Annotated in this window: 22 protein-coding genes; 12 read left to right on the top strand and 10 right to left on the bottom strand. The window is 36.2% G+C overall.

What is annotated here, in order from left to right:
- Positions 1-52: 52 nt before the first annotated feature.
- A complete protein-coding gene (locus AP75_RS05310) occupies positions 53-1,987 on the top strand; it encodes a M1 family aminopeptidase (protein WP_088263768.1) in 1,935 nt (644 codons plus the stop codon).
- 143 nt (positions 1,988-2,130) lie between these two features.
- A complete protein-coding gene (gene kbl, locus AP75_RS05315) occupies positions 2,131-3,324 on the top strand; it encodes a glycine C-acetyltransferase (RefSeq protein WP_088263769.1) in 1,194 nt (397 codons plus the stop codon).
- A gap of 51 nt (positions 3,325-3,375) precedes the next feature.
- Here kbl and AP75_RS05320 read toward each other — a convergent pair whose 3' ends face one another.
- From AP75_RS05320 to AP75_RS05340, 5 genes are all read right to left on the bottom strand, one after another.
- Complete coding sequence (locus AP75_RS05320; RefSeq protein WP_088263770.1) at positions 3,376-4,683, bottom strand: TSUP family transporter; 1,308 nt, start codon at positions 4,681-4,683, stop codon at positions 3,376-3,378.
- Positions 4,684-4,710: 27 nt separating this feature from the next.
- Positions 4,711-5,952, bottom strand: a complete 1,242-nt coding sequence (locus AP75_RS05325) for a sulfate adenylyltransferase subunit 1 (protein WP_031501929.1) — start codon at positions 5,950-5,952, stop codon at positions 4,711-4,713.
- Positions 5,953-6,010: 58 nt separating this feature from the next.
- Positions 6,011-6,919 carry a sulfate adenylyltransferase subunit CysD gene (gene cysD, locus AP75_RS05330; protein ID WP_031501928.1) on the bottom strand — a complete coding sequence of 303 codons (909 nt, stop codon included), beginning with the start codon at positions 6,917-6,919 and terminating at the stop codon, positions 6,011-6,013.
- Positions 6,920-6,985: 66 nt separating this feature from the next.
- Complete coding sequence (locus tag AP75_RS05335) at positions 6,986-7,678, bottom strand: phosphoadenylyl-sulfate reductase (RefSeq protein ID WP_031501927.1); 693 nt, start codon at positions 7,676-7,678, stop codon at positions 6,986-6,988.
- Between the two features lie 85 nt (positions 7,679-7,763).
- On the bottom strand, positions 7,764-8,171 hold the full coding sequence (locus AP75_RS05340) for an RrF2 family transcriptional regulator (RefSeq protein WP_031501695.1): 408 nt from the start codon (positions 8,169-8,171) through the stop codon (positions 7,764-7,766).
- A gap of 84 nt (positions 8,172-8,255) precedes the next feature.
- On the opposite strand from AP75_RS05340, the gene AP75_RS05345 reads away from it, so the two are divergent.
- Complete coding sequence (locus AP75_RS05345) at positions 8,256-8,684, top strand: DUF4268 domain-containing protein (protein WP_031501694.1); 429 nt, start codon at positions 8,256-8,258, stop codon at positions 8,682-8,684.
- A 50-nt stretch (positions 8,685-8,734) separates the two neighbouring features.
- Here the strand turns inward: AP75_RS05345 and gldG are convergent, their stop codons facing one another.
- Genes gldG through AP75_RS05360 form a run of 3 tightly spaced genes read right to left on the bottom strand, consistent with a single transcriptional unit; the run spans position 8,735 to position 11,717 of the window.
- Positions 8,735-10,390 (bottom strand): gliding motility-associated ABC transporter substrate-binding protein GldG, encoded by a 1,656-nt coding sequence (gene gldG, locus AP75_RS05350; protein ID WP_031501693.1) that lies wholly within the window; start codon positions 10,388-10,390, stop codon positions 8,735-8,737.
- Between the two features lie 24 nt (positions 10,391-10,414).
- Positions 10,415-11,143, bottom strand: a complete 729-nt coding sequence (locus tag AP75_RS05355) for an ABC transporter permease subunit (protein WP_031501692.1) — start codon at positions 11,141-11,143, stop codon at positions 10,415-10,417.
- Between the two features lie 31 nt (positions 11,144-11,174).
- Positions 11,175-11,717 (bottom strand): CopD family protein, encoded by a 543-nt coding sequence (locus AP75_RS05360; protein ID WP_031501691.1) that lies wholly within the window; start codon positions 11,715-11,717, stop codon positions 11,175-11,177.
- 150 nt (positions 11,718-11,867) lie between these two features.
- On the opposite strand from AP75_RS05360, the gene AP75_RS14645 reads away from it, so the two are divergent.
- On the top strand, positions 11,868-12,260 hold the full coding sequence (locus AP75_RS14645; RefSeq protein WP_242589766.1) for a hypothetical protein: 393 nt from the start codon (positions 11,868-11,870) through the stop codon (positions 12,258-12,260).
- A complete protein-coding gene (locus AP75_RS05365; protein WP_242589767.1) occupies positions 12,239-14,026 on the top strand; it encodes a M12 family metallo-peptidase in 1,788 nt (595 codons plus the stop codon). The genes AP75_RS14645 and AP75_RS05365 overlap by 22 nt, the downstream gene beginning before the upstream one ends.
- A 70-nt stretch (positions 14,027-14,096) precedes the next feature.
- Here the strand turns inward: AP75_RS05365 and AP75_RS05370 are convergent, their stop codons facing one another.
- Positions 14,097-14,924, bottom strand: a complete 828-nt coding sequence (locus AP75_RS05370) for an SAM hydrolase/SAM-dependent halogenase family protein (RefSeq protein ID WP_088263771.1) — start codon at positions 14,922-14,924, stop codon at positions 14,097-14,099.
- A gap of 129 nt (positions 14,925-15,053) precedes the next feature.
- Between AP75_RS05370 and AP75_RS05375 the strand changes: the two genes are divergently transcribed.
- The 5 genes from AP75_RS05375 (at position 15,054) to AP75_RS05395 (ending at position 18,884) form a co-directional block, all read left to right on the top strand.
- Entirely contained in the window at positions 15,054-16,013 is a 960-nt protein-coding gene (locus AP75_RS05375; protein ID WP_088263772.1) for a PhoH family protein, read from the top strand.
- A 146-nt stretch (positions 16,014-16,159) separates the two neighbouring features.
- The gene (locus AP75_RS05380; RefSeq protein WP_088263773.1) at positions 16,160-16,726 is read left to right on the top strand and encodes a porin family protein; all 567 of its coding nucleotides are present in this window, start codon (positions 16,160-16,162) and stop codon (positions 16,724-16,726) included.
- Between the two features lie 105 nt (positions 16,727-16,831).
- The gene (locus AP75_RS05385; RefSeq protein ID WP_088263774.1) at positions 16,832-17,539 is read left to right on the top strand and encodes a porin family protein; all 708 of its coding nucleotides are present in this window, start codon (positions 16,832-16,834) and stop codon (positions 17,537-17,539) included.
- A 123-nt stretch (positions 17,540-17,662) separates the two neighbouring features.
- A complete protein-coding gene (locus AP75_RS05390) occupies positions 17,663-18,256 on the top strand; it encodes an outer membrane beta-barrel protein (RefSeq protein WP_031503220.1) in 594 nt (197 codons plus the stop codon).
- A 136-nt stretch (positions 18,257-18,392) separates the two neighbouring features.
- Complete coding sequence (locus tag AP75_RS05395; protein WP_088263775.1) at positions 18,393-18,884, top strand: porin family protein; 492 nt, start codon at positions 18,393-18,395, stop codon at positions 18,882-18,884.
- An 83-nt stretch (positions 18,885-18,967) separates the two neighbouring features.
- Here the strand turns inward: AP75_RS05395 and ffh are convergent, their stop codons facing one another.
- A complete protein-coding gene (ffh, locus tag AP75_RS05400; protein ID WP_031503224.1) occupies positions 18,968-20,335 on the bottom strand; it encodes a signal recognition particle protein in 1,368 nt (455 codons plus the stop codon).
- A 105-nt stretch (positions 20,336-20,440) separates the two neighbouring features.
- Here ffh and AP75_RS05405 point away from each other — a divergent pair, with 105 nt between their 5' ends.
- The gene (locus tag AP75_RS05405) at positions 20,441-20,719 is read left to right on the top strand and encodes an AtpZ/AtpI family protein (RefSeq protein WP_088263776.1); all 279 of its coding nucleotides are present in this window, start codon (positions 20,441-20,443) and stop codon (positions 20,717-20,719) included.
- A 100-nt stretch (positions 20,720-20,819) separates the two neighbouring features.
- The gene (locus AP75_RS05410) at positions 20,820-21,101 is read left to right on the top strand and encodes a hypothetical protein (RefSeq protein WP_143755817.1); all 282 of its coding nucleotides are present in this window, start codon (positions 20,820-20,822) and stop codon (positions 21,099-21,101) included.
- Positions 21,102-21,165 lie beyond the last annotated feature (64 nt).

Here is a 21,165-nt window from a genome sequence, read left to right on the forward strand (position 1 = left end):
TTTCAATAATAATTGAGAGGTTTTTTTTAACTTTAGCCAAAAATCTACCTTAATGAAAAAACTTTATTTAATTGCTTTTGCAGTATTTTTTGTGCAGGCATTTTCTCAGAAAAATGAGGAGGCCAAAAGAAAAAGCATGATTCGAAATGAGCTTCAAAAGTATTCGAAAATGGTTGACTACAATGTCAACCCGAATACGCTCAATTATGACTTAAAATATCAAAGACTGGGATTGGATTTGGATCCGGCCCAACATTTCGTGAGCGGAATGGTTACCAGCTATTTCGTTCCAAATCAGAATATTTCAAGCATTTATTTTGATCTTTCTAATGTGCTTTCTGTTTCAGAAGTGAAATATCACGGTTCTAATCTTCCTTTTACGCAACTGAGTACAAAGGAAATTAAAATAGATTTTCCGTCAAATATTCCTGCAGCGACTTTGGATTCGCTTTCCATTAAATATTCCGGCACTCCGGATACCGGCGGAAGTGCAGGCGATGCTTTCACTGTTTCTACGCAAGGTGGAACACCTGTTTTGTATACACTTTCCGAACCTTACGGAGCTCAGGAATGGTTTCCGACAAAGCAAAGTTTGAATGACAAAATTGAAAAAGTTGATATCAAAATCAATACACCATCGCAATACAGCGTGGCAGCGAATGGGAAATTGATTTCTGAAACTTCATTGACCGGAAGCAGAAAACTCACTTTTTGGCAAACCAATTATCCAATTCCTGCTTATCTAATTGCATTGGGAATAACGAATTATACGAAACTTAACGATACGATGGGAACACCGCCGTTTCCTTTCGTTAATTATTTATATCCTTCCACAGCTACCAATACAACTACGATTTCGAATATCAACTGGACAAAAACAGTGATGAATACTTTCGAAGAATATTTTGGACCTTATCCTTACCGAAACGAAAAATACGGTCATATGCAATTTAGTTGGGGAGGCGGTATGGAACATGCTACAATGTCTTCAATGGGATCGTGGGGACGCGGAATCATCGCTCACGAACTTGCGCATCAATGGTTTGGTGATAAAGTTACTTGTGGAGCATGGAATGACATTTGGCTCAACGAAGGTTTTGCGACTTTTGGGGAACATCTTGCCAACGAAAAATTATTGATGACGAATTCTCAATTTCTAAACTACCTGAGTTCTGAAATGAGTTATATTACAGGCTCTCCGGGCGGAAGTGTGTATGTAGCAGATGGTAATCTTGGAAATACAGGAACTATTTTCAGTGGAAGATTAACTTACTCTAAAGGCGGATATGTCGTACGAATGCTTAAGTGGATTTTGGGTGATGAAGCATTTTATTCAGCAATCAAAGATTATCATGCAAGACCGGAATTGGCATATGGATATGCGAAAACAGCCGATTTGAAGAACTCTCTGCTTCAATCTACCGGAAAAGATTTTACTGAATTTTTCAACGATTGGATCTACGGACAAGGTTATCCGACTTATCAAATCCGTTGGAACCAAACCTCTGATGATATGTTGAGAATTAAAGTAAGTCAAACGCAAAGTCATTCGTCTGTCAGCTTCTTTGAAATGCCATTGCCGATCAAGGTGAATGGCAACGGTGGTCAGGTTGCGTATTTAACATTAGATCATACGACAAATAATCAGAATTTTGCTAACCTGATCAACTTTCCGGTTTCTAGCATTCAGTTCAATTATGAAAATCAAATTATTCAAAGAAACTCGACAGTAACCAAAGACACGTCGATTCTTGCTGTTGATGATTCTTCTAAGGACGCCGTGAAAATTTATCCAAATCCGGTGAAAAATCAATTGTCAGTTTCAGGAATTTCTAAAGATCAAAATTTCGAAATCTTTAGCATCGACGGGAAATTGATTAAAAAAGGAAGTATTTCTTCAGGAAAACCGGTGGATGTTACATCGCTTTCGAAAGGAGTTTATATCTTCAAAATTGATATTCAGAATCTCAAATTCGTTAAACAATAAAAATCAGAAACCTTCAGCAATGAAGGTTTTTTTTATGACTTTTTTTTAAGTAACTCAAATAAATTCTTTTTTAAAAACCATTGCTTTGGTCTTTCCATCAAGGCATTTTTTTGTTAAATTAGCATTTCTAAATAAATTCTATTATGATTTCTAAAAATTATCTGGAAACCCTTCAGAACGAATTACAAAATATCAAAAACGACGGACTTTTTAAAACTGAAAGAATTATCACTTCCCAACAATCCGCCGAAATCGAGGCGAATGGGAAGAAATTGCTCAATTTTTGTGCAAACAATTATTTAGGACTTTCCAATCATCCTGAAGTGATGAAAGCTTCCCAAGATATGATCGAAAGCCATGGTTACGGAATGTCTTCGGTTCGTTTTATTTGCGGAACTCAGGATATCCATAAAGAACTTGAAGCGAAAATTTCAAAGTTTTTGGGAATGGAAGATACAATCCTTTACGCGGCTTGTTTTGATGCGAACGGCGGTGTTTTCGAACCATTATTTTCAGAAGAAGATGCCATTATTTCTGATGAACTGAATCACGCTTCCATTATTGATGGAGTTCGTCTTTGCAAAGCTGCAAGATACCGCTACAAAAATAACAATATGGAGGATTTAGAAGCACAGCTAAAGGCAGCTTCCGAAAAAAATCACCGTTTCAAAATCATCGTTACCGATGGAGTTTTCTCTATGGATGGAATTGTTGCTGACTTAAAGAGAGTTTGCGATCTTGCAGAAAAATATGACTGTCTGGTAATGGTTGACGATTCCCACGCTACCGGATTTATCGGAAAAACCGGCCGCGGAACGCACGAAGCGAACGACGTGATATGTAGAGTTGATCTTATTACTTCAACTTTAGGAAAAGCTTTAGGCGGTGCTTTGGGGGGATTTACTTCCGGAAAGAAAGAAATTATTGATATGCTGAGACAGCGCTCCAGACCGTATTTGTTCTCAAATTCATTGGCTCCGGGAATTGTTGGGGCGGCGATGAAAGTTTTGGATATGATTTCTGAAGATACATCGCTCAGAGATCGCGTGATGGAAAATGCCGAATATTTCCGAACCGAGATGAAAGCCAAAGGATTTGACATTCCCGATGGTGACGCTGCGATTGTTCCGGTAATGCTTTATGATGCTCCTTTAGCCCAAAAAATGGCAGAAAAACTGATGGATGAAGGAATTTACGTAATCGGATTTTTCTATCCCGTTGTGCCAAAAGGAAAAGCGAGAATCCGCGTTCAGCTTTCTGCGGCACATACGAAAGAACAGTTGGATAAAGCGATTGCCGCATTTGAAAAAGTGGGAAAAGAATTGAGTGTTATTTAATTTAGAGCGAAAAAAAATGCTAAAAACCTTCCGTTTCGGGAGGTTTTTTATTTAGAAAAATATTTTATAAAGATTTCTGGCACTCGAAACAATTAGTAGAAGTGCAACCAAGATCAGCGCAGTTTTTCGGGGCATTTTTCCTGCTAATCGAGCTGCAATGGGTGCAGCAAGAACTCCTCCGATAATTAATCCCAAAATGATTTCTATATTTGAAACTCCAAGGCTCGAAAAGAAAACAATCGCTGCGGCAAGAGTAACGAAAAATTCCGCCATGCTCACCGTTCCGATGACATAATTGGTTTTTCGCCCTTTGGAAAGTAGGGTGGAAGTCACAATTGGACCCCAACCTCCGCCACCGAATGCATCCATCATTCCGCCCAAAAAACCGAGTCTTCCGATATTGGTTTTCTGTTTCACTACAATTTTTTTGAAGGCCAATCGGGTGATTCTATAGCCCATAATCAGGGTATAAGTTGCCATTAAACCTTTTGCAAGATTCTCATATTCACTGCCCAAATAAATTAGTAATAATGATCCTGAAATCGCTCCAATAACGCCGGGAACAGCGAGATAAAGCAACATTTTTTTATTTACATTTCCATATTTATAATGAGAATAACCACTCATCGCGCTCGAAAACATTTCTGCGGTGTGGATTGAGCCAGAAATCGAAGGAAGTTTTACGCCCATTCCCATCATCAATGTAGAACTCGTCAAACCATAACCCATTCCCAAAGCGCCATCCACCATTTGGGCGAAAAATCCGATCGCAAGCATCCAATAAAATTCATTGGGAATTTCGTAAACAAAATCTTTCGCTTGCGTGTACGAAAAGTAATTATCAAATGCAATTCCCAAGAAAAAAGCAGCAAAAGCAAGTGATAAATAGATCACAAGTCGCCGGTATTTTTTCGCTTCTTTGGAATATTGCCATTTCAGTTTTTGTTCTTCCTGAATGGATTCTTTATTTTTTGAAATGAAATTTTCAAGTTGAAAATCACTTAATTCCGGTTGATTGGCGATACTGATAAGAATATTTTTCTTCTGAACAATATCGATGATTTCGGTGTAAAATTCGACTCCCAAATCGTTAATCAGCGCGATATGAGCATTATAAAAATCGTCTTCGAAAAACCGTCTTTCTTGAATTTTAATGGTATCTTTTCCTTCAGCGAATCGTTTAATCTCATCAGAAACCGATTCGAAAATCAAATTAATTTTAGTATTCGGAAAGCTATTAATAATTGTTTTAAGGCTTTCCAAAGCTTCTGTTCCACCGCCTACAATAAGCACTTTCAGGTTTTCCAGATTCAGGAAAACACTCAAAGATTGATGTTGAATATTGTGTTCGGACGACATTGAATTCGGTAAATATTTTGTTAGAATTTACAAAAGCATTACCGCTCCAACGGTTGAATTGCTGGTTTCATCAACCAAAATTGCACTTCCTGTTGAATTATTTTTTTCAAAAGCATCAAAAACTAATGGTGATGCTGTTTTCAAACGTACTTTTACAATTTCATTCAATTTTACTGAATCCGAAACCGGAGTTTGTTGCAATGTATTGACATCGATTTTGTATTCGATTTCTTTCACAACGGTTTTTATAAGTCTGCTTTTATGTTGAATAAAATACTTGTTTCCTTCGGTAAGTTCGCGTTTATCGAGCCAGCAAACTAAAGCTTCAAATTCATTTTCAACACGTGGTTTGTTTTCAGATTTCACAAAAAAATCGCCACGACTTACATCGATATCATCTTGTAAATGTAAAACGGCAGGTTGCAATGCGAACACTTCATCCACTTCGTTTCCGCCGGTTTCCACTTTAGAAATCGTAGTTTCTATATTTTCCGGAAGAATTGTGATTCTGTCTCCTTTTTTATAGGTTCCTGAGATAATTTGTCCGGCATATCCGCGGTAATCATGAAGTTCATCGGTTTGCGGACGAATAACATACTGAACCTGAAATCGTGCGTTTTCGTAATCTACATCTTCATTAACTTCGACATTTTCCAGGAATGTAAGCAATGGTTCGTCATTAAACCACGTCATTTTCTCGGATTTGTCTACAATATTGTCTCCATTAAAAGCGGAAATAGGGAAGTAAGCTACGTTTTTCAAACCAAGACTATTTGCGACTTGATCATAATCTTTTTTAATGCTATTGAAAACATCTTCAGAATAATCTACCAAATCCATCTTGTTTACGGCCACTACTACGCGTTTCATTTTCAAAAGTGAAGCGATGATGGAATGTCTTCGGGTTTGTTCGATAACGCCTTGTCGGGCATCAATTAAAATGATGATTAACTGCGAATTGGAAGCTCCCGTGATCATGTTTCTGGTATATTGAACATGTCCCGGAGCATCTGCGATAATAAATTTTCTATTCGGAGTGGAAAAATATCGATAAGCAACGTCGATGGTAATTCCCTGTTCTCTTTCGGCGCGTAAACCGTCGGTAAGGATTGCTAAATCTATCCCGTCTGCGTTTTTATTTTTCGATTGTTTTTCTAGGGCTTCAAGCTGGTCTACCAAAATGCTTTTGCTGTCATAAAGCAGTCTTCCGATCAAGGTGCTTTTTCCATCATCTACACTTCCGGCGGTAATAAATCTTAATATATCCATGTTGATTTTGAGTAAAAATTGGGTGAAAATGAGTTGGGTTTTGTCCTAAAGAAAAAACTTAAAAATAACCTCCTTTTTTTCGGTCTTCCATTGCAGCTTCGGTCACTTTATCATCAATTCTGGTTTCGCCACGTTCGGAAATTCTGGACGCCATAATTTCATTCACCACTTCGTCCAAAGTTGCGGCATCACTTTCTACAGCAGCGGTACAAGTCATATCACCCACAGTTCTGTAACGTACTTTTTTGTTGATAATGGTATCGTTTTCATCAATCGTAATGAAATCGGAAACGGCGATTAATTGACCATCGTATTCAATAACATCTCTTTGATGCGCAAAATAAATCGATGGCAGCTGGATTTTTTCTTTTTTAATGTAATTCCAAACATCAAGTTCAGTCCAGTTTGAAATTGGGAATACCCTCACATTTTCACCTTTTTGAATTCTTCCGTTGTAGATATTCCAAAGTTCTGGCCGTTGAAGTTTCGGTTCCCATTGCCCGAATTCATCACGAACAGAGAAAAATCGTTCTTTTGCTCTGGCTTTTTCTTCATCTCGACGCGCTCCGCCGATACAAGCATCAAATTTGAATTCCTCAATCGTGTCCAAAAGTGTATGGGTTTGAAGCCAGTTTCTGGAAGCAAATTTGCCTTTCGGTTCGGTCAGTTTTTTCTCGCGAATCGTATTTTCAACTTTTCTTACGATCAGTTCAGCACCGATTTCTTGGGCCAAATGATCACGATATGCTAATGCTTCCGGGAAATTGTGTCCGGTGTCAATATGTACCAACGGAAATGGAATTTTCATTGGTGCGAAAGCTTTTTTTGCCAAATGAACCAGCGTGATGGAATCCTTACCACCACTGAAAAGCAATGCTGGATTTTCAAATTGTGCTGCTACTTCGCGCATAATGAAAATACTTTCGGCTTCTAATTGTTCCAGATAGTCTAATTGATATTTGCTCATATTGATCACTAAAAATTTTTTGAAAATTTAATTAAATAAAAAAAATAAAGAAGTTTGGCCAGCGATTTATTTCGAGTGCAGTCCACATTCCTTCTGGGATTCTTCCCAAAACCACCGGCCGGCTCTCGGGTTTTCACCTTCTGCTATGGCTCTGGTACACGGTTTACAGCCAACGCTGATAAATCCTTTTTTATGAAGAGGCAAATCCTGAACATTATGCTGTTCGATATAATCTAAAACATCCTGATAGGTCCAGTGAATCAACGGATTGAATTTGAAAAGCTTTCTATCCTCGTCCCATTCGATCATTTTCATGTTTTCGCGGTTTTCAGATTGTTCACTGCGCAATCCGGTAATCCAAATTTTTGCACCTTCCAAAGCTCGATTCAATGGTTTCACTTTGCGGATGTAGCAACATTCTTTTCGATTTTCCACGGAATGAAAAAAAGCGTTGATTCCTTTTTCATTCACATATTTTTCTACATCATTTGCATCGGGAAAATAAACTTCAGTTTTGGTTTTATAGCGTGAATTGTTCTGAGAAAGCAATTCGTAATGTTCATAAAATAGTCTTCCCGTATCCAAAGTGAAAACTTTAATATTCAGTTTATTTCGAAAAATCATATCCGTAATTACCTGATCTTCTTGCCCTAACGACGTCGAAAAAACCACTCCTTCAGATATTTTTTCGGTGATGAAGAGAAGACTTTCCTCGGTGGATAAATTTTCGAGATGTACAATATCGTCGGTTGAAAGCATATTGAATTCTTTGTTTATGGGGGCAAATTTACTTTAATAATATTTAATCTACAAAATTGGTAGACTTATATTGCACAAAAAAAGCTTAGTCTTTTAATTCTAGAAGCGATTTTTTTTCCAAAATAGCCAGCGTCGCATCGCGAACTTCGATCAAAACATCGTGTAGCGAACAGTGATCTTCCGTACAATTGGTGCACTTTTCATAGAAATTAAGACTTACACAAGGCAACATTGCAATCGGACCATTTACCAATCGAATGATTCTCGCTAAGGAAATATCTCGTGGATTTTTACTGAAAAAATAGCCGCCACCTTTCCCTTTTTTACTGTCAAGAATTTCTGCTTTTTTGAGTTCTAAAAGTATGTTTTCTAAAAATTTAAGAGGAATTTTCTTTTTTTCTGCAATTTCGGAAATCAAAATCGGACCTTCACTTTGCTTTTCAACAAGATATGAAAGTGCCTTCAGTGCGTATTGCGATTTTTTGGATAACATTTAGCAAAAGTAATAAAAATAGAAAATATAAAATTTCGACTTCCATTTAAAATTGATTAAGTTCGCATAAATTTACTTTAGATTATGTTCAGTAAACAGGAAGCACAACAACTAAAAAAAGATTTTTGGATCGCATTTGGGAAAAGTTTTCCTAGAAAATGGTTATTGTATGACACGAAAATTAAAGATTTTTCTTTTAAATTTTACGCAGACAACAAGAAAGCTGAAGTTTCTATCGATATCGAAATGAAAGATGAACTCTTCCGAAATGCTTATTACGAGAAGATTTGGTCGCTGGAGGAAATGCTCAGAGAAGAAGTTGGCGATTTTTATAAAGACGAATTTTACACTTTGGAAAACGGTAAAGTAATTTCCAGAATTTGGGTTTCCAAAGAAAATGTTTCGATTTTCAACAAAAATTCCTGGCAAGAAATTTTCGAGTTTTTTGTGGAGAAAATGGCCGGTTTCGAAAGGTTTTTTTACGATTACGAAAATTTTATCAAAGATGTTTGAATAATAAAAAGGTTTCAAATTTTGAAACCGTTTTTAATTTAAATGAATTTTTAAGCAAATTTCTTTTTTCTAAGCCAGAAGAAAAAACCTCCTAGAAGTCCGATCAATGAAATAGGAATCAGTAAATTAATCCATTGCCATTTCGATCTTTCTTCGTCAATTCTTTGTCGGTCGAGCAAGCGTGCTTCGATATTTCGGTTTCGGAGTTCCATTAAATTAGAATCATCCAAAAGAAAATCGAGTGCGTTTCTCAGGAATTGTTCGTTTCCGTAGGTTTGTTTAGTGAGCAAATCTTCGCCCAAAGGCAGTGCTTTTCCTTTGTAAACCTGGTTTCTTCCGATATCGCCGTCGGCAATTACGATCATTTTATTGTCTGCACTTTGCGCTTTAAAATTTGGGAAATTTGTTCTTTCAATTCTCGAAGCGTACGCAGAATTGAATTTTCCTTCTAAACTTACCGCGAAAATTTTTGGACTGCTTGGTTGGTCGAACTCACTAAGGGAATCTGTACGTACAATCTCGCTTAAAGCAATATAATTCGGGACTTGTTTCACATTGGTTCTTTCGCTGGATTCGAAAAGAACATTTGTTTTAATATTTTTTCTTCCCAAAGTGTCGATGGAAGTCGGAAATTCGAATTTTACAGGATTGATATTTTTGGTAATCGGGTTTTTGTTTTCAGCAATTCCGAGTGGGAAATAAGGCCAAAGAAAACTACTGAATTGTGGATTTCCTGCCACTTCACCTGAAACAATTCTGATCAGTGCGGATTTCTGCATATCCTTCACCAATCCTGGATTGATGCGGATTCCGTAATTGAAAAAAAAATCCGTAAGATTGGTATCCATCGGGTAAGCCATGATTTTTTTTGATTGAAAAAGAGTGTCCATTTCAGTATTTACGGCATCAATCATCCACAAAGTTTTTCCGCCATTCATGATGTATTGATCAAGGATTACTTTTTCGTTTTCGGTGAATGGTTTTCGTGGTTTTGCGATTACTAAAGCGTCCATATTTTTCAATTTAGGAACGTCGGCTAAGGTTAATTCTTTTTCGTTTGCCGGGATTATCGGACCTGCGTTGTAATTTTCGAGCGCCATTTCCATAAAACCTTGAAATTGTTCCGGCCCCAATTCGTCTTGATTGATCAGAATTCCGATATTTTTCTTTTTTTCTTCGGTAATGGCTTTAATATTTGAAGCAAAATTATATTCCAAATTTTCGATCGAGCGGGTGAGTTGTTCGGAAGCATCGATTCCTGTTTGGTTGATGATTAAAGGAATTGATGTGCCGTAAGAATTATATTTAATGGCAGCAAACGGAAACATCACGATTTCCGAGATTTTCCCGTCTTTCATGTCCGGAAGGATCGAAGGTTGCATTCCCATTGCGGCCAAAGTATCTTTCGACATTTTGGTTTTAATCGGATCGATGAATTTGTAATCGATTTTCGGATTGATTTTTCGAAATTCTTCTAACATAAATTTCGTTTCATTCTGCAATTGACGGAAACTTGCCGGGAAATCACCTTCCAGATAAACATCGACTGTTAAAGGTTTTTCAACCGATTCCAAAATCTTAATGGTAGCATCGGAGAGGGTGTATCTTTTTTCCTGAGTAAGATCCAGTCGTTTCGAGAAAATTCCGAAAACTCCGGCCAATAAAACGAGTGCGAGAATGCTATATATAATGTTCTTTTTATTCATTTTTAAATGTCTAAACGGTTCAGATTATTTTTTCTTTTCTACAAAAATTTTTGCCAAAAACAAACAAATTCCTATTACTAAAATGAAATAGAAAACATCTTTGGTATCGATTAAACCGCGTGTGAAAGCTAGAAAATGCTGATAAAATCCAAGTTTGGAAAGCACATAATCTGCACCGCCCAATAATTTATAACTTGCCAATTGCTCGATCCCGAAATAGAAAATAAAACATAGGAAAACGCCGAGTAAATAAGCCATAATTTGGTTCTGAGAAAGGGAAGAAGCCAAGATTCCGACAGCCGAAAATGCTGCGGTAAGAATGACTAATCCAAAATAACTTCCGAAAGTTGCTCCCAAATCGATATTGCCTTCCGGAACGCCCAAAACGTAAACCGTGTATAAGTAAAACAGCGAAGGAATTAGGCAAAAAATCCCAACCAGCCATACGGAAAGAAATTTTCCGACGATGATTTCGGAGATTTTAATTGGTTGTGAGAAAAGCCAGTTCAAAGTTCCGTATTGTTGCTCTTCTGCCAAAGTTTTCATCGAAATTGCGGGAATGATGAACATGAGCAACCAAGGAACCAAAACGAAATAACTTTGAAGAGAAGCAGTTCCGATATCGAAAATATTGGAATCGTTTTCGAAGAAAAACAGAAAAAGGGTTCCGATTAAACTGAATGCTGCGATAATCAGCCACGCGCTCCAATTTCCGAAATAACTCCAAAGTTCTTTTTTAAATATTGCGATCATTTTTTATAATGAATTTATTTGAAAATAAAATTTATTTTTTCTTGTTGACCAATTTTACCGTCGTCATAATGAGCACAACCAAAACGATAAATCCTACAATTAATTGCCACCAATATTCGATGATCATTGATTTGAGAATTACCGTAAACACTACTAGAAATAAAATGAAAGTAGCAATTTCATTAGCTTGCCGAAGTTTGATGTTTGCTATAGGAAGAGTTTTTCCGGCGAGAGTTTTCATTTGTAAAACTTTTTTCCAGCACCAGAAATGATAAAATGCAAGTCCAATCAAAAAGGTCAGTTTTAGGTGGAACCAGGGCGTTTTCATTAACCCGAAATTTAGAATAATCATCGTTAAACCACTTGCAAGCATGATGATTCCTGCCGGAACGGTGATGATATTCCATAATCTTCTCGCCATGAAAATGTATTGTTCTCGTAGGATTTGTTTTTTTTGATCCTCAAAACTATCGGTGTCTTTATAATAGACGAACAGCCGAACCAGGTAAAAAATTCCTGAAAAATAACTCACCATGAAAATGATGTGAATGGCTTTGATAATGGTATAAAGCATCTGAAAAATTTATGTGCAAAGATAAAAGATTTATGTTTAGGAAATGGTATGGATACGATTGTCTTATTATTAATGTTAAAATTGCCTTTTTAAGGGAGAATTCCATTTTTTTTAGTTTTTTTGTAAACTAATAATGTTTAAAATATCAATATGAAAAGAATTTTCCAATTGTGTTTTGGTTTGGCCTTTTTCTCATTCGGTTTTTCTCAGGAATTAAAACCGGTTGCTGAAAAAGTGAAAAACGCGCACGTTGCCAACAAAACTTTTGTAAAGTACAGTCCCTTCACTGTGGATTCGTCACCGAATAAGCAGATTGCTTACCGCACTGCAGCAGAAGGTATTACAGTAATGAAACTGCAAAACGCTGAATTGCTGAGGATTAATACTGAAAAACCCGAAGCTTTAGAAATGGATTTTCCTTTTGAAGGGAAAAACATCACTGTAGAATTGGTGAAAAACAATTTTTTCACACATGTTTCAAAGTTAATACCGATAAAGGCTACATCAATTACACGCCGGGAGTGTACTATCAGGGAATTGTGAAAGGTGATCAGGAATCGCTTGTAGCAATTAGTTTTTTCAAAGATGATGTGGTTGGCGTAACTTCCATTAAAAATATTGGGAACATTGTTATCGGTAAATCCAAAAACGCGGATGAATTTGTTTCTTATAATGACCAAAAACTGAAAGGCGAAAATCCTTTTTCGTGCTCCGCAGATGAGTTGGTTGAAAATAAAAAATTGGCAGCTCCATCTTACGATCCGAAAACGATGACGGCAAAGAAAACCGATAACTGTGTGAGAATTTATTACGAAGCAGGTTACGGTCCTTACACCCAAAATGGTTCTAACGTTACTACAACGACCAACTGGGTTACTTCAATGCACAATAATATTTCGACATTATATGCAAATGACGGAATTACCGTCGCTTTGAGTGAAATTATGGTTTGGACAAGTACCGATCCTTATTCAGGAACTCCATCGAATATCTTGAATCAGTTCCGAACTACAAGAACTTCATTTAATGGAGATGTTGCACAATTGTTGAGAAACCCAGCTACAACAAGTATCGCATGGGTGAATGCTTTATGTAGTTCTTACAAATATTCTTACTCAGGAGTGAATTTCAGCTATCAGGATGTTCCTACTTATTCATGGAATATCGAAGCAATGACCCATGAAATTGGACATAATTTAGGATCTCCCCATACGCATGCCTGTAACTGGAACGGAAACAATACCGCGATTGATGGTTGTGGACCTGCTTCCGGAAATAATGAAGGTTGTGACGCTCCACTTCCAACAGAAACCGGAGGTACAATCATGAGTTATTGCCATTTGGTTTCCTCTGTCGGAATAAATTTTGCCAACGGATTTGGTCCTCAACCGGGTGCTTTGATTAGAGCCACTGTGAACTCTAAAGAATGTCTAGGTACAGATTGTGTGGCATCTTGCGAATCTACCATTACTGGACTTACTTTGAGCAATGTTACAACCAATTCAGCTACAGCTACAATTGTGGATAATGTAGCAACAAGTTGGAAATATAAACTTTCTAAAATGGACGGAACTGTAATTTCTTCCGGGACAACTACAAATAAAGTGTTGCAATTCAGTAATTTAAGTGCGGGAACTTATTATAACGTTGCTGTGGGAACCGAATGTTCAGGGCCGCAAGCTTTTGCTTATGAACAACTTATTCTTACCGATGCAAACTGGTGTAGTGGTGTTGCATTTACCGATCCGGGAGGTGCGGATACCAATTACGGAGATAGTCAAATTATTACCAAAACTTTCTATCCATCAAATTCAAATGAAAAATTGAAACTTACTTTCTCTTTATTTGATACCGAAGCCGATTATGATTTTATGAATGTTTATAACGGACCAACGACTGGCTCCCCAAGATTTAGCGGAGGTACACAACTTTCCGGAACTACAATTCCAGGTCCATTTACTTCTACCCATGCAACCGGCGCGATTACCGTAAGATTTATTTCGGATGCCGGAGCTACTGCAGCAGGTTGGAACGCTACTTTTGAATGTACTACTTTGGCTACAGGCGAAACTACGGCTGCAAATTCCGTAAGCATCACTCAATCATCAGTAAAAGGAATTTTCGACATCAAATCTAAAGATAAAATTCTTTCTTACTCGGTGTTTGATACATCAGGAAAATTGGTGAAAAATAACTTGAAATCTAATTCAACTGATAAAAAAGTAGATCTTTCCACTTTCCCAAAAGGAACTTATGTGGTAAGTGTGACCACTTCAAAAGAAACGGTTACCAAAAAATTAATCAGATAAAAGAACTGAAATCAATGAAAAAGCCGTCTCGAAAGAGGCGGCTTTTTTTATTTTTAATAATTAAATTTAATTAAAAAAATTCAATATAAATACTTTCGCCAACCTTCATGCCGAATAATGTTTTTGCACCATTTTGGTTATTCCCTTTGTAAATAGTAAGCTCCAGTAAACCCGCATCATTGAAGATTGCTACAGATTTGCCATGATATTCGTGCTCATTTTGCCAATCGCTGACAAACTCGGTATATTGATTGTAAATTCTAGAAAGTGCCAAATTTCTGAACTTCACGATGAAATTTTCATAACCAACGCCGTTTTTTTCGAAGAATTTTTTGCTGATGTTTGAAATTACATTCCCGAAATTATCGATATACATGATTTCACCGATGATCATTCTTTCACTTTCATTGTACACCGCTCTCGGAAACGAAAGTTGCTTCGGATTTTTGTACTTTCTACCGATAACTTCTGGTAAACCACCATTTTTTAAATGCACCGCTGCAGGCGCAAAAATATCGGTTGAGGTGAAATTAACTTCGTCATCAAATCGATTGTTAAAAGTAATTTCGTACACAGCTTCCGGCTTGATGTCGTAGAAAATTAAACTTAAAACTCCATTATCTGCCGCGATAAAATAATGCCCATCTGCTTGATAAAGAATGCATTTTCTGTCTTTGGTATAAAAACTATCTACGGCAATGATATGAACAGTGCCTTTCGGGAAAAAAGAATAGGCATTTCTTACGATGTACGCGGTTTGAAGAAGGTTATAGGCTTGGATTTCATGGGAAATATCTGCAATTTTTACATTTTCATTTAAGCTCAGGATTTTTCCCTTCACAGAAGGAACCCTGTGATCTACCAACCCATAATCTGATGTGAATGTAATAATAGACATGATGATTTGTAAAGAATCGCAAATTTAGTTTAAAAAAATATTTTTCTTCTCATTGTGGAAAATAAAAATGCCGTATTTGAAATTATTTCGATAATTTTAGGGAAAATATTAATATTAAAGAACACTTAAATGTTTGAACTGAACTACGAAATTACAGGCATCGATTCCAAAACTTTTTACGGAGTTAATAATCAGTATTTCAATCTTTTAAAATCGACTTTTCCGACCCTTAAAATTACAGGAAGAGATCATTTTATCTTTGCTTTAGGAAACAATGAAGCACTCGATGTACTGAAAAATAAGCTGGATGATCTCGTCAGTTTCATCTCTAAACACAATTCAATTACTTTAAAAGATGTTGAAAATATCTTGAATATTAAGAACGAAACCGAAAAACAACTGGTTTTTGATCAAGATATTATTGTAAAAGGCGTGAACGGCAAGATTATTAAGGCGAAGACGACTAATTTGAAAAAACTCGTAAAAGAATGCGAGAAAAAAGATATGGTTTTCGCGATAGGACCTGCGGGAACCGGAAAAACTTATACCAGTGTGGCGTTGGCAGCGAAAGCCCTGCGCGATAAGGAAGTGAAAAGAATTATTTTAACCCGTCCGGCTGTAGAAGCCGGCGAAAGTTTGGGATTTCTTCCCGGAGATTTAAAAGAAAAACTCGATCCTTATTTACAGCCACTTTACGATGCACTTCGCGATATGATTCCTCACGAAAAACTGGAAGGATTTATTGAGAAAAAAGTAATTGAGGTTGCTCCGTTGGCTTTTATGCGTGGGCGTACTCTGGACGAAGCATTCGTAATCCTTGACGAAGCACAGAATACAACGCATTCTCAAATGAAAATGTTCCTTACAAGAATGGGAATGAATGCGAAATTCATCATCACCGGGGATCCGAGTCAGGTGGATTTACCATTACGACAAAAATCCGGTTTGAAGGAAGCGATGAGAATCTTGAAAGATGTGCAGGAAATCGGTTTTGTGCACCTTACCGAAGAAGATGTGGTAAGACATCCAGTGGTTCGGAAGATTATTAATGCGTATGGGAATGAAGAAAAAAGACAGAGAGAAGAGTAGTTACTAACATTTTCACATTAAGTTAAATTATAAATAATGTGATTGATTATTAGATAATTAGATGAAATGTTAATAAAAATTGTTAATAACTTGGTAATTAAGAAAATATTTTTATATTTGTTTGACTAATTTAAAAATATTTAATCATGAAGAAAATTTTTTTAGTAGGTGCTGTTGCACTTTTTGGTGCTTTAAATGCACAGTCTTTTGGTGTAAAAGCCGGAATGAACATTTCAAGTGTATCTAATTTGGAGGAAGCAAGCTCTAAAGTAGGTCTTAACGCAGGCGTTTTTATGAATGCGCCAATTGCCGAAAATTTCAGTATCCAGCCAGAATTGCTGTATAACTCAAAAGGAGTAAAGTGGGACTTTGGTAGCGAGGGTAGTGGTTCTACAGTTGAGAATTATCTCTCTATTCCTGTGATGTTTCAGTACAATGCAATGCCCAATTTTTATTTAGAAGCTGGTCCTGAATTTAGTTTCTTGGTTAGCGCTAAAGATAAATGGGAAGGTGAAAGTGAAGATGTAAAAGATGAATTTAATGGTTTCGACTTAGGAATTGGCTTAGGTCTGGGTTATTATTTTACTCCTAATGTAGGTGTGAACGCAAGATATGTTGCTGGTTTCACAGATATTATGAAAAACAAAGATACCGATGACACATATAAAAATAATGTTTTCCAGATAGGTTTATCTTATAAATTTGGAAAATAATTTTTCCCTTTATATCTATTAATCCCGCTTTATCATGGGATTTTTTTTGGAATTGTTTCAAAGAACTATAAAATAAATATTAATAAACAACTTACTTAAAATTTTATGAAAAAAGTATTATTGGTTGGTGCATTAGCACTTTTTGCAGCGGTAAACGCACAACAAACAAAATTTGGTTTGAAGGCAGGTTACGCACTTTCAAGCATTAATTCAAAAGTATTGGAAGAGAGTCTAGAAGACGAGTTTGGTGTAAATGGCGACAACAAATCCAAATCTGGATTTTTTGTAGGAGCTTTTGTAGAGCATAAATTGAATGAAAAATTTGCATTGCAAGGAGAAGTTCAGTACGCAAATTTAGGAGGTCAAGTTGAAGCGAAATATGATGAAACGGTTGATGGTGAAAATATCAAATTTACCATTCAAGATAAGATGAATTTTAATCAAATTTTGATTCCAATTTCTGCTAAATATTTCGTTACGCCTCAATTTGCATTGTTTGGTGGGCCTTCTATTGCGTTTAATGCACGATATAAAAGTGATTTTAAATTAAAGGATCATAATATTCCTTCGGAATTTATGGGGGAAATTAATGACGAACTTTCAGATCTTGAAAATACTCAAGATGAAGTATTTGAAGATGAACTTAAGTCAACTAATTTTAATATTTTCTTTGGTGGTGAATACACTTTTTACAAAGAATTATCCCTTGATGTAAGATATACTGTTGGTTTGACGAATTATATTAAGAAACCAGTAGATAACGAAGAATTAAAAATGAATTATCTTCAAATTGGTTTAGGTTACAAATTCTAATAAAGGAAATTAAATACTAACAAATATTCCCGTTTCGCAAGAAGCGGGATTTTTTTATGACAAAAGTCATGTTAAGAGAATGTTAAATAAACTTATCTTTGCAGCCAAATTAAATTAAAATTTATGAAAAAATTAATGTTAGTTGGTGCATTAGCACTTTTCGCAGCGGTAAACGCACAAGTATCTACTTCAACAGAAGGTTTCGCACAAGGTAGTACTTTCATTACAGGTGCTGTGGGTTTTGCTTCAGAGTCAATAGCTGAGGAAAAAACAAGCGGATTTACTATTGCTCCAAGTGTTGGTTATTTTGTTACTCCAAACATTGCGATAGGTGCGAAATTGGGATACACAAGTCTCAAAAATGAAGAAGGTTCTTACGAAGAAACTACAGATCTTTTGACTGCCGGTGTTTTTGGTAGATATTACTGGATGCCTGCTTCTAAATTCTCTATTTTTGCTGAATTAGGTGCAGATTACAGAAGTCTTACTGAAGATGATAATACAACATCTAATGAGTATAAAACTAATGGTTTTGCTATTCAACTTGCTCCAGGTATGAACTATTTCCTAAACAACAACTTTGCTCTTGAAGCTAAAGTAGGAGTTCTTGGATATAGCTCTGACAAACCAGATTACACAGGTGCTGAAGCTACAGATAACTTCAATATTGGTTTAAACTTAAATGATATTACTTTAGGATTGGTTTACAAATTCTAATCATATATTTAAATCACATAAAAGACCCGATTCTCCCGAATCGGGATTTTTTTTGCGGTAAAGCTTTAAGAGAAAGTTTCCTTATCATTTTCGGGTCGGGAATTAAAATGATATTTTTGGTGAAAATTAAAAATTTATGAAAAGAGTAGTATTGGCTTTCGCCATGATGATGTTTGGGCTTACAAATGCTCAGGTTAAATTTGGGATCAACGGTGGATTTTCGTCGGCTGTAGTTTCTGATGATTTTGATGAGCTTACTGCAGGTTATTATGCGGGAGTTTTTACAGAATTCGGAATTCCTGGATTTGCCAAAATGCAACCGGCCGTTAATTATGTGAATTTCAAAGATCATTCTTACCTGCAGATTCCGGTGATTATGAAGTTCTATTTCCTTCCCAAAGTTAATGTTCAGCTGGGTCCGCAATTCGCTTTCAGATTAGGTGAAGTTCCAGATACGATCAACAAAACGAATTTTGGCGCAGCAGTTGGTTTAGGAGCTGATTTGTTTTCCGGTTTGCTCATCGAAGCGCGATACGCCTTTCAGTTGAATAATGCTTTTAAAAGCCCTGCAGCAGGCGAGAAATTGCATTTCAACTTATTTAATGTAGGTTTAGGTTTGCGACTTTAATTATTTAAAAATATTCCAAAAAAAATCCCGAATTATTACAATTCGGGACTTTTCTTTATTTATTAATACCAGAAATTTAATGGTTATCTTCCGAACAGGTTGCCTCCCATTCCTGGCATTTTTGGCATTCCTTTGCTCATCATTTCCATCATTTGTTTTCCTTGTGGACCTTGCATCATTTTCATCATTTTTCCCATTTGGTCAAATTGTTTCATTAAGGCATTTACGTCTTCAATTTTTCTTCCGGAACCTTTTGCAATTCGGTTTTTTCTTTGGGTATTGATGATGGATGGTCGTCTTCTTTCCTCCGGCGTCATCGAGTAGATGATGGCTTCGATGTATTTGAAAGCATCATCTTGAATGTCCACATCCTTGATCGCTTTCCCAACTCCCGGAATCATTCCCATCAAATCTTTCATATTTCCCATTTTTTTAATCTGGTTGATCTGTTTTAGGAAATCATCAAAACCGAATTCGTTTTTAGCGATTTTTTTGTGAAGTTTTTTTGCTTCTTCTTCATCAAATTGTTCCTGAGCTCTTTCTACGAGGGAAACAACGTCACCCATTCCCAAAATTCTGTCCGCCATTCTTTCAGGATAGAAAACATCAAGTGCTTCCATTTTTTCACCGGTAGAAATGAACTTAATAGGTTTTTCAACCACGGAACGAATTGTTAAAGCAGCTCCACCACGAGTATCACCATCTAATTTGGTTAAAACAACCCCGTCGAAATTTAATGCGTCGTTGAAAGCTTTTGCTGTATTCACCGCATCTTGCCCGGTCATGGAATCTACCACGAACAAAGTTTCCTGAGGTTTGATAAAGTAATGAACCGATTTTATTTCGTTCATCATCTGCTCGTCAATTGCCAATCGACCTGCGGTATCTACAATCACGACATCGTGGTTGTTTTCTTTCGCAAATTTCACGGCATTTTCAGCAATAGAAGATGGGTTTACAGCGCCTTCTTCTGTATAAACTGGGATTCCTATTTGGTTTCCTAAAACTTTCAATTGTTCTATCGCGGCAGGTCTGTACACGTCGCAAGCGACCAATAGAGGCTTTTTGTTTCTTTTTTGTTTAAGATAATTTGCCAATTTTCCCGAGAAAGTGGTTTTACCGGAACCTTGTAATCCAGCAATTAAAATTACGCTTGGTTTCCCGGAAAGATTGATTCCTTCCTGGGTTCCGCCCATTAATTCTACCAATTCATCGTGAACGATTTTGGTCATCAATTGTCCCGGAGTTAAACTGGTTAAAACATTTTGTCCTAAAGCTTTTTCCTGAACTCTCTTGGTTAAATCTTTTGCAACTTTATAATTAACATCGGCATCCACCAATGCACGGCGAATTTCCTTTACCGTTTCTGCAACGTTGATTTCAGTAATTTTTCCGCGTCCGGAAATATTATGAAGTGCTTTATCTAACTTATCCTGTAAACTATTGAACATTGTTTTTTATTTAAGATGCGCAAAAATACAGAAATTTGATGAATTTTAAAATTCTAAATTTTTCTATTGTCTTATAATCATTAGATTTGCAAAAATGTAAATAGGATGTCCGACGAAAAATCCACCGAAGAGGAGTTCAGCAAAGAAGACCAAGAAAATTTCGAAAAGAATGGTTTGCGGCAGTATGGCGTCTATTCGGCGATTGTTTTTCAGATGCTCGCAACGATGGGACTCGCGTTTTGGGGTGGCAAAAAAATTAATGATCATTTCGAAATTGAACGAAATCTTTTGACTATTGCCATCGGGTTTTTGGGAATGGGACTTGCGTTTTATAATCTTCTTCATCAGCTAAAAAATATCCGTAATAATGAAAATAAAAAGTAATACCATATATGTGATTTTGTTTTTTTTAATGTTTGCCTTGCATTTTTTTATTTGGCAAAACTTAAATATTGGTTTTGAAACCACTTTTATTAAGTATTATTTGTTTCTTACCTTACTTTTTATGATGGTAGTGACGGTGATTTCAATCATCAAAAAAATATATCCAAATTATGTGGGATTTGGATTTATGGGTTTGGTGATGTTTAAATTAATGCTGATGCTATTGGTAATGAAAAAACTTAATTTAAATGAAGTTCCTAATTATAAGGTTCATTTCATCATTCCATATTTAATCGCTTTAGTGCTGGAAACATTGTACGCGGTAAAAATTATTCAGGATGGAGAGGTTTCCGAATCCTCGAAAGATGAAAAAAATCAGTAAAAATTGATTTTTATATTATGATTATTTGTTCTATTTTTGCAAAACTTTAAAATAAGATATAGCA

The organism is Kaistella haifensis DSM 19056, assembly GCF_000735695.2.
Classification (GTDB): domain Bacteria; phylum Bacteroidota; class Bacteroidia; order Flavobacteriales; family Weeksellaceae; genus Kaistella; species Kaistella haifensis.

Bases quoted from the DNA above. Each gene is read 5' to 3' on its own strand.
- AP75_RS05310 (WP_088263768.1), top strand. From the start codon at position 53: ATGAAAAAACTTTATTTAATTGCTTTTGCAGTATTTTTTGTGCAGGCA.
- kbl (WP_088263769.1), top strand. From the start codon at position 2,131: ATGATTTCTAAAAATTATCTGGAAACCCTTCAGAACGAATTACAAAAT.
- AP75_RS05320 (WP_088263770.1), bottom strand. From the start codon at position 4,683: ATGTCGTCCGAACACAATATTCAACATCAATCTTTGAGTGTTTTCCTG.
- AP75_RS05325 (WP_031501929.1), bottom strand. From the start codon at position 5,952: ATGGATATATTAAGATTTATTACCGCCGGAAGTGTAGATGATGGAAAA.
- cysD (WP_031501928.1), bottom strand. From the start codon at position 6,919: ATGAGCAAATATCAATTAGACTATCTGGAACAATTAGAAGCCGAAAGT.
- AP75_RS05335 (WP_031501927.1), bottom strand. From the start codon at position 7,678: ATGCTTTCAACCGACGATATTGTACATCTCGAAAATTTATCCACCGAG.
- AP75_RS05340 (WP_031501695.1), bottom strand. From the start codon at position 8,171: ATGTTATCCAAAAAATCGCAATACGCACTGAAGGCACTTTCATATCTT.
- AP75_RS05345 (WP_031501694.1), top strand. From the start codon at position 8,256: ATGTTCAGTAAACAGGAAGCACAACAACTAAAAAAAGATTTTTGGATC.
- gldG (WP_031501693.1), bottom strand. From the start codon at position 10,390: ATGAATAAAAAGAACATTATATATAGCATTCTCGCACTCGTTTTATTG.
- AP75_RS05355 (WP_031501692.1), bottom strand. From the start codon at position 11,143: ATGATCGCAATATTTAAAAAAGAACTTTGGAGTTATTTCGGAAATTGG.
- AP75_RS05360 (WP_031501691.1), bottom strand. From the start codon at position 11,717: ATGCTTTATACCATTATCAAAGCCATTCACATCATTTTCATGGTGAGT.
- AP75_RS14645 (WP_242589766.1), top strand. From the start codon at position 11,868: ATGAAAAGAATTTTCCAATTGTGTTTTGGTTTGGCCTTTTTCTCATTC.
- AP75_RS05370 (WP_088263771.1), bottom strand. From the start codon at position 14,924: ATGTCTATTATTACATTCACATCAGATTATGGGTTGGTAGATCACAGG.
- AP75_RS05375 (WP_088263772.1), top strand. From the start codon at position 15,054: ATGTTTGAACTGAACTACGAAATTACAGGCATCGATTCCAAAACTTTT.
- AP75_RS05380 (WP_088263773.1), top strand. From the start codon at position 16,160: ATGAAGAAAATTTTTTTAGTAGGTGCTGTTGCACTTTTTGGTGCTTTA.
- AP75_RS05385 (WP_088263774.1), top strand. From the start codon at position 16,832: ATGAAAAAAGTATTATTGGTTGGTGCATTAGCACTTTTTGCAGCGGTA.
- AP75_RS05390 (WP_031503220.1), top strand. From the start codon at position 17,663: ATGAAAAAATTAATGTTAGTTGGTGCATTAGCACTTTTCGCAGCGGTA.
- AP75_RS05395 (WP_088263775.1), top strand. From the start codon at position 18,393: ATGAAAAGAGTAGTATTGGCTTTCGCCATGATGATGTTTGGGCTTACA.
- ffh (WP_031503224.1), bottom strand. From the start codon at position 20,335: ATGTTCAATAGTTTACAGGATAAGTTAGATAAAGCACTTCATAATATT.
- AP75_RS05405 (WP_088263776.1), top strand. From the start codon at position 20,441: ATGTCCGACGAAAAATCCACCGAAGAGGAGTTCAGCAAAGAAGACCAA.